Source organism: Stenotrophomonas sp. GZD-301 (assembly GCF_049310345.1).
Lineage (GTDB): Bacteria > Pseudomonadota > Gammaproteobacteria > Xanthomonadales > Xanthomonadaceae > Stenotrophomonas.
Map to the genome: position 1 here is coordinate 66,154 of NZ_JBMOWY010000060.1, position 6,608 is coordinate 72,761.

The 6,608-nt window shown below is 64.5% G+C and carries 8 protein-coding genes; 3 read left to right on the plus strand and 5 right to left on the minus strand.

Annotation, left to right across the window (positions count from 1 at the left end; all coding sequences use genetic code 11):
* Positions 1-5: 5 nt before the first annotated feature.
* From lapB to cmk, 5 genes are all read right to left on the minus strand, one after another.
* Positions 6-1,184 carry a lipopolysaccharide assembly protein LapB gene (gene lapB, locus ACO6VK_RS16330; protein WP_017355598.1) on the minus strand — a complete coding sequence of 393 codons (1,179 nt, stop codon included), beginning with the start codon at positions 1,182-1,184 and terminating at the stop codon, positions 6-8.
* A gap of 6 nt (positions 1,185-1,190) precedes the next feature.
* Positions 1,191-1,475, minus strand: a complete 285-nt coding sequence (locus ACO6VK_RS16335; RefSeq protein ID WP_411850759.1) for a LapA family protein — start codon at positions 1,473-1,475, stop codon at positions 1,191-1,193.
* Positions 1,476-1,577: 102 nt separating this feature from the next.
* On the minus strand, positions 1,578-1,883 hold the full coding sequence (locus ACO6VK_RS16340) for an integration host factor subunit beta (protein ID WP_017355596.1): 306 nt from the start codon (positions 1,881-1,883) through the stop codon (positions 1,578-1,580).
* A gap of 89 nt (positions 1,884-1,972) precedes the next feature.
* The gene (gene rpsA / locus ACO6VK_RS16345; RefSeq protein ID WP_411850758.1) at positions 1,973-3,658 is read right to left on the minus strand and encodes a 30S ribosomal protein S1; all 1,686 of its coding nucleotides are present in this window, start codon (positions 3,656-3,658) and stop codon (positions 1,973-1,975) included.
* A gap of 195 nt (positions 3,659-3,853) precedes the next feature.
* The gene (gene cmk, locus ACO6VK_RS16350; RefSeq protein ID WP_017355594.1) at positions 3,854-4,534 is read right to left on the minus strand and encodes a (d)CMP kinase; all 681 of its coding nucleotides are present in this window, start codon (positions 4,532-4,534) and stop codon (positions 3,854-3,856) included.
* Between the two features lie 194 nt (positions 4,535-4,728).
* On the opposite strand from cmk, the gene ykgO reads away from it, so the two are divergent.
* The 3 genes from ykgO to ACO6VK_RS16365 all read left to right on the plus strand — a co-directional run bounded on the left by ykgO (position 4,729) and on the right by ACO6VK_RS16365 (position 6,420).
* Positions 4,729-4,854 (plus strand): type B 50S ribosomal protein L36, encoded by a 126-nt coding sequence (gene ykgO, locus ACO6VK_RS16355; protein WP_017355593.1) that lies wholly within the window; start codon positions 4,729-4,731, stop codon positions 4,852-4,854.
* Between the two features lie 157 nt (positions 4,855-5,011).
* The gene (locus ACO6VK_RS16360) at positions 5,012-5,338 is read left to right on the plus strand and encodes a hypothetical protein (RefSeq protein WP_411850757.1); all 327 of its coding nucleotides are present in this window, start codon (positions 5,012-5,014) and stop codon (positions 5,336-5,338) included.
* Between the two features lie 44 nt (positions 5,339-5,382).
* Positions 5,383-6,420 (plus strand): agmatine deiminase family protein, encoded by a 1,038-nt coding sequence (locus tag ACO6VK_RS16365; RefSeq protein WP_422508944.1) that lies wholly within the window; start codon positions 5,383-5,385, stop codon positions 6,418-6,420.
* Positions 6,421-6,608: the final 188 nt, after the last annotated feature.

Below are 6,608 nucleotides of genomic sequence, written 5' to 3' on the forward strand. Positions count from 1 at the left end.
GACACTTACAGCACCGCGTAGTTCAGCAGCGGCTTGACCGTACCCCACTCCTTGCAGCTGGGGCATTGCCAGTGGTGCGTCCGCGCGCCGAAGCCGCAGCGCGTGCAGCGGTAGGCCGGATTGCGGACCAGCAACTGGTCGGTGATGTGTTTGAGGTCATGCAGCGTGGCCGTCGCATCGGCCCCGTCCGCCAGGGTGAGATCGATCAGTGCCGACTCGCCGCGGACCGACGGGCGGTCCTTGAGCTGGCGGCCCAGGTAGGCACGCGCGGGCGCCACGCCTTCCTGCTCTTCCATCAGCTGGGTCAGCGCCAGTACCGGGGCAATGCCGCGGTAGTGCTCGGTCATCTCCGACAGGAACGCTCGCGCACCGGCCAGATCGCCGACCTTGCGGTAGTTCTGCATCAGCGCCGGCAACAGCTCGGGAAGGTAGTCCGGGTCGTTGCGCGCAGCACGCTCGAACGCCCTGACCGCTGCTTCGTGATGCCCGACATCGGACTCCAGGCGGCCTTCGATGATGCCCGCACGCACCGACATGGCGTCGGCCTGGTAGGCGCGCGCAATGGCTGCCCGTGCATCGTCGACGCGGTCGGCCCCACGGTAGCGTTCGGCCAGCTCGCACTCGAACTGGCCGATCAGCTTGCCCATCGGCTCACCGGTGACTTCCTCGAAGCGGCTGGCGTTGTCGATCGCCTTTTCCCAGTCGCGCTCGGCCTGGTAGATGCCGATCAGGTGCTTGAGCGCCTGCGGGGCGCGCTGGTCGATCTGGGCCAGTTCGGTGAACACGGTTTCGGCGCGATCGAGCAGGCCGGACTTCATGTAGTCCTCGCCGAGGGCAAGCAGCGCCTGTACCCGCTGGGCGTCGCTGAGGTCACTGCGGTTGACCAGGCCCTGGTGCAGGCGGATCGCACGGTCGACCTCGCCACGGCGGCGGAACAGGTGGCCCAACGCGACCTGGGTCTCGAAGGTTTCCTTGTCCAGCTCGGCGATGTGCAGGAACAGTTCGATCGCCTTGTCCGGCTGCTCATTGAGCAGATAGTTCAGGCCACGGAAGTAGGTGCTGGACAGCCGGCTGACCTGGTTGTCGCCATGACGCTGGCCACCGCGCCGGCCGATCACCCAGCCCGACAGCGCCGCCAACGGCAGACACAGGAAAAACCAGAACCACTCGGAGACAAATTCCATCGGCGCTCAGCGTCCGTCGAAAGGAGAAGAAGAAGGGGGTGTGGCGACCACCACGGGGGCGGCCTTCTGCGCCTTGCGCAGTTTGGAATACAGCGGGATGACCATGCTCGCCAGGACCAGGGCACCCCCGATCAGGGCACCGGACAGCAGCGAGATGATGATGGCCAGGCCGGTAGTGGTAGCGATCTGGGTAAAGCCCAGGCTGATGGCGATCGGCTGCGAGTTGAGCGCGCCGACGATGAGCCCGACCACCAGAACCGCCAGCAGGACGAGTAGACGTACGACGTTCATGCACCAGCTCCAGTTCCGGAAGGCTTCAAGAGTAGCGGACTAACACTCCGCTCTACCAGCCGACGCGGCGGATTCATGCGTCCGGGATGCGGACGCGACGGCTCAGGCAGGATCGCTTTCCAGCGGTACGACGGCGCTGACGCGCTCGCGCAATTCCTTGCCCGGCTTGAAATGCGGGACATGCTTGCCCGGCAATGCCACCGACTCCCCCGTCTTGGGGTTGCGCCCGAGGCGCGGTGGCCGGTAGTGCAACGAAAAACTGCCGAACCCGCGGATCTCGATGCGATCACCGCCGGCCAGCGCCCCACCCATCATTTCCAGCAACGACTTTACCGCCAGATCGACATCGTCCGACTTCAGATGCGCCTGTCGGCGCGCCAGGATTTCGATCAGCTCGGATTTGGTCATTACGGGCTCTTGGGGAGGAAACCAGACCCTGAAACGGCCCGGACAAAAGTCCGGGCCGTCCAGGAAACGACTGCTACGGGTAAGGCCGATTACTCGGACTTGTTGCCGTTCAGCTGTGCACGCAGCAGCGCGCCGAGCTGGGTGGTGCCGCTGGACGCCGAAGAGGACTGGTATTCCTCCAGCACTTCGCGCATTTCTGCGTCGTCCTTGGCCTTGATCGACAGCTGCAGGGTACGGCCCTTGCGGTCCATGCCCACGAACTTGGCTTCGACCTTGTCGCCGACCTTCAGGAACTGGGTCGCGTCGTCAACGCGCTCGTTCGCAACGTCGCGAGCGGACACGTAGCCTTCGATGCCGTCAGCCAGTTCGATGGTAGCGCCCTTGGCGTCCACTTCCTTGACCACGCCTTCGACCTTGGAACCCTTCGGATTGGCAGCCATGTACTGGCCGAACGGATCCTGCTCCAGCTGCTTGACGCCCAGGCTGATGCGCTCGCGTTCCGGATCGACGGCCAGGACCACTGCGTCCAGGGTGTCGCCCTTCTTGAAGTTGCGGACCACGTCTTCGCCGGTGGTGTTCCAGCTGATGTCCGACAGGTGCACCAGGCCATCGATACCGCCGTCCAGGCCGATGAAGATGCCGAAGTCGGTGATCGACTTGATCTGGCCCGACACCTTGTCGCCCTTCTTGTGGATGGCAGCGAAGGTTTCCCACGGATTGGCGGCAACCTGCTTCATGCCCAGCGAGATGCGGCGACGCTCCTCGTCGACGTCCAGGACCATGACTTCAACTTCGTCACCGACCTGCACAACCTTGGACGGGTTGACGTTCTTGTTGGTCCAATCCATCTCGGAGACGTGCACCAGACCTTCGACGCCCGGCTCGATCTCGACGAATGCGCCGTAATCGGTGACGTTGGAGACCTTGCCGAAGACGCGGCTGTTGGCCGGGTAACGACGGGCGATGTTGTCCCACGGATCCTCGCCCAGCTGCTTCAGACCCAGCGAAACGCGGTTGCGCTCGCGGTCGAACTTCAGCACGCGGACGTCCAGCTCGTCGCCGACGTTCACGACTTCGGACGGGTGGCGCACGCGCTTCCAGGCCATGTCGGTGATGTGCAGCAGGCCGTCGATACCGCCCAGGTCCACGAACGCGCCGTAATCGGTCAGGTTCTTGACGACACCCTTCAGGATCGCGCCTTCCTGCAGCTTGTCCATCAGCTGCTCGCGCTCTTCCGAGTGCTCGCTTTCGACGACTGCACGACGCGAGACCACGACGTTGTTACGCTTGCGGTCCAGCTTGATGAGCTTGAATTCCAGCTCCTTGCCTTCCAGGTAGGCCGGGTCGCGCACCGGGCGCACATCCACCAGCGAACCGGGCAGGAACGCGCGGACATCCTTGATGTCCACGGTGAAACCACCCTTGACCTTGCCGCTGATGCGGCCGGTGATGGTTTCGTTCTTTTCCAACGCTTCTTCCAGCTCGTCCCACACCATCGCGCGCTTGGCCTTCTCGCGCGACAGGACGGTTTCACCGAAGCCGTTCTCGATCGAGTCGAGGGCGACCTTGACGACGTCGCCTTCGGCAACATCGATCTCGCCAGCGTCGTTACGGAACTGCTCGATCGGCACGATGCCTTCGGACTTCAGGCCGGCGTTGATCACCACGACGTCGCCGCGGACTTCAACGACAACACCGCTGACGATGGCGCCCGGCTTCAGCTTGGCCAGATTGGCCTGACTGGCTTCGAACAGTTCGGCAAATGATTCGGTCATTAGATTTACTCTGTTGGACACATGGGCATTGGTCCCCGCAAGGGTTCCGTTTACTGCCCGCCTGTTGGTCGACCCCGGAAACGCAGGTCGTGTGTTAAGTAGGAAAACCGCCACGCATCATTGCGGGACGGAGCTGTTGTTGCCTTGCAGTGGTGCGACTGCCGTCGATGGACTGACGGCCCTCCTTACAACGGATCAGGCACCCGAAACCGGAAGCAGATCCAGTACCTTGGCAACGACGGCGTCGATGCCGATACCACTGGTGTCGATGATGACGGCATCGTCTGCCGGCTTCAGGGGCGCCACTGTGCGCTGTGCATCACGGGCGTCGCGGGCCATGATCTCGCGCAGGAGGTCTTCAAAGTTAACAGAAACCCCCTTGTCTTTCAACTGCTTATGCCGCCGCTCCGCCCGCTCCTCGGCGCTGGCGGTCAAAAACACCTTGAATGGGGCATCCGGGAAGATGACGGTGCCCATGTCACGGCCGTCGGCAACCAGACCGGGCTCAATCCTGAATGCGCGCTGGCGCTCTTTCAGGGCCGCGCGGACCTCCGGGATGGCCGCGATGGCCGATGCCAGGGCGCCGGTGGTCTCCAGGCGCAGCTCGTCGGTGGCGTCGGTGTCGTTGACCAGCACGCGCAGCCCGCCATCGGCCGATTCGACGAAGCGGACATGGGTATCAAAGGTGCAGCGGACCAGCGCGGAGGCGTCTGAGGTGTCGATATCGGCCCAGCTGGCGGCCACGCCCACGGCGCGGTACAGAGCGCCCGAATCGAGGTAATGCCAGCCCAGTCGGCGTGCGACAATGCGGCTGACGGTCCCCTTGCCGGCCCCGGACGGGCCGTCGATGGTGAGCACGGAAGGAAGCTGATTCATGGGTTTCCCGGTGATTTTGACGGGCCATTCTAGCCCCTGCCCGGGCCCGCTCGAGACCTTTTTCGTGCAACCACTTGAAAGGATGGAAAAAAGACCGGTAGAATGGCGGGCTTGAACGAGCGTCACCTGCCGATTGTCATCTGCATATCGCGGCCGCGCTCCAACCGAATCCAACGTTTACGCCGAGGTATGCAATGAAAGTCCTGTCTTCCCTGAAGTCGGCCAAGTCCCGTCACCGTGACTGCAAGGTCGTTCGCCGCCGTGGCAAGATCTTCGTGATCTGCAAGTCGAACCCGCGTTTCAAGGCTCGCCAGCGCTGAGCCGAAGGGAGTCGCGCCCATACGGGTCGCGATCTGCCTGAACAAAAAGCCGCCTCCGGGCGGTTTTTTGTTGCCGTTTTTGCTGTAATCGGCGGGTAGGTCACGGCCGCTGGCCGGGACACCTTCTTTTTTCTTGACCACTGGGGAGTAGATCGAGATGAAACGTTACCTGACCACCCTGCCGCTGCTGGCCCTGCTGGCCTGTTCCAGCGTCCATGCCGACACCCTGCTGATCGACCGCAGCCGCGAAAAGCCCGCCGTGGCCCTGCCCGTGCGCGGCCAGAGCATGCAGCAGGTGCAGTCGCAGTTCGGCGACCCGGGCGAACGCCTGGAGCCGCGCGGCGGGCAGAAGCGCCAGTGGCCGACCATCCACCGCTGGGTGTACCCGCAGTTCACCGTCTACTTCGAGAAGCAGAAGGTGATCGACGTGGTCGCCAACCAGGCCGATGCCAACGAGATCGGGCCCAAGCCGGCGATCCGCTGACCCCTCCTATCGCCTGCCACCCGGCGGGCCATCGCACCGAGATCATGAACGACACGCTCCGTTTTCCGGCCGAATGGGACTCCCAGTCCGCCATCCTGATTGCCTGGCCCCACGCCGACACCGACTGGGCCGACCGCCTGGGTGACGTCGAGGACACCTACATCGCCCTGGTGGCGGCCATCACCCGTTTCCAGCCGGTGGTGATCATCGTTGCCGACGATGATCTGGAGGCCTACGCCGACGCGCGCCTGCGCTCCAACCGCATCGACATGGACCGCGTCCGGTTCGTCACCGCGCAGTACGACGACACCTGGCTGCGCGACTCCGGCCCGATCACGCTGAAGCGCGCCGACGGCGGCTTCCGCCTGCTCGATTTCCGCTTCACCGGCTGGGGCGGCAAGTTCGACGCCAGCCTGGACGATCAGCTGGTCGGCGTGCTGCACGCCGCCGGGCTGTTCGCCAATGCGGAACTGCAGAGCATTCCGTTCGCGCTGGAAGGCGGCGGCATCGAAACCGATGGCGCCGGCACGCTGCTGACCACCTGGCAGTGCCTGCACGAGCGCCATCCGGATCGTGACCGCGCCTCGCTGAGCGCCGATCTGGCGACCTGGCTGGCGCAGGACCGGGTGCTGTGGCTGGACCACGGTTATCTGGAAGGCGACGACACCGACGCCCACATCGATACCCTGGCCCGCTTCGCCTCGGTGGACAGCATCGTCTACCAGGCCTGTGATGCCAGCAGCGACTCGCACTTCGCCGAACTGCAGGCGATGGGCAATGAACTGGCCGCGCTGCGCACCGCCGACGGCGCGCCGTACCGCCTGTTCCCGCTGCCGTGGGCACAGCCGGTCATCGACGACGGCCGCCGCTTGGCGGCGTCGTACGCGAACTACCTGATCCTCAACGGCGCGGTGCTGATGCCGGCCTATGGCGACGTCGCCGACGAGGCCGCCCGCGCGGTGCTGGCGCAGGCGTACCCGGACCGCGAGATCGTGCCGGTCCCCTGCCGCTCGCTGATCTGGCAGAACGGCAGCCTGCATTGCATCACCATGCAGCTGCCTGCAGGCCTGCTGGCGGCGTAAGAAACTCGGCCGTCTGCGGCTCCCTGGCGCCGGGCTTTGCCCGGCGCATTTGGTTTTGGGCGAACAGCCTCTGGGTCCTACGTGGTCCGGGCTGGCCCGGCGGGGGCGGGTTTTCGGGACACGCCGTGAATACGTCCGTGTAGGCTCGTAGAAAACATCCATGTTTTCTACGGTCCCGAAAACCCGCC

What these genes read in the sequence shown, in the direction of transcription:
- lapB (WP_017355598.1), bottom strand. Translation starts at nt 1,184, where the DNA reads ATGGAATTTGTCTCCGAGTGGTTCTGGTTTTTCCTGTGTCTGCCGTTG.
- ACO6VK_RS16335 (WP_411850759.1), bottom strand. Translation starts at nt 1,475, where the DNA reads ATGAACGTCGTACGTCTACTCGTCCTGCTGGCGGTTCTGGTGGTCGGG.
- ACO6VK_RS16340 (WP_017355596.1), bottom strand. Translation starts at nt 1,883, where the DNA reads ATGACCAAATCCGAGCTGATCGAAATCCTGGCGCGCCGACAGGCGCAT.
- rpsA (WP_411850758.1), bottom strand. Translation starts at nt 3,658, where the DNA reads ATGACCGAATCATTTGCCGAACTGTTCGAAGCCAGTCAGGCCAATCTG.
- cmk (WP_017355594.1), bottom strand. Translation starts at nt 4,534, where the DNA reads ATGAATCAGCTTCCTTCCGTGCTCACCATCGACGGCCCGTCCGGGGCC.
- ykgO (WP_017355593.1), top strand. Translation starts at nt 4,729, where the DNA reads ATGAAAGTCCTGTCTTCCCTGAAGTCGGCCAAGTCCCGTCACCGTGAC.
- ACO6VK_RS16360 (WP_411850757.1), top strand. Translation starts at nt 5,012, where the DNA reads ATGAAACGTTACCTGACCACCCTGCCGCTGCTGGCCCTGCTGGCCTGT.
- ACO6VK_RS16365 (WP_422508944.1), top strand. Translation starts at nt 5,383, where the DNA reads ATGAACGACACGCTCCGTTTTCCGGCCGAATGGGACTCCCAGTCCGCC.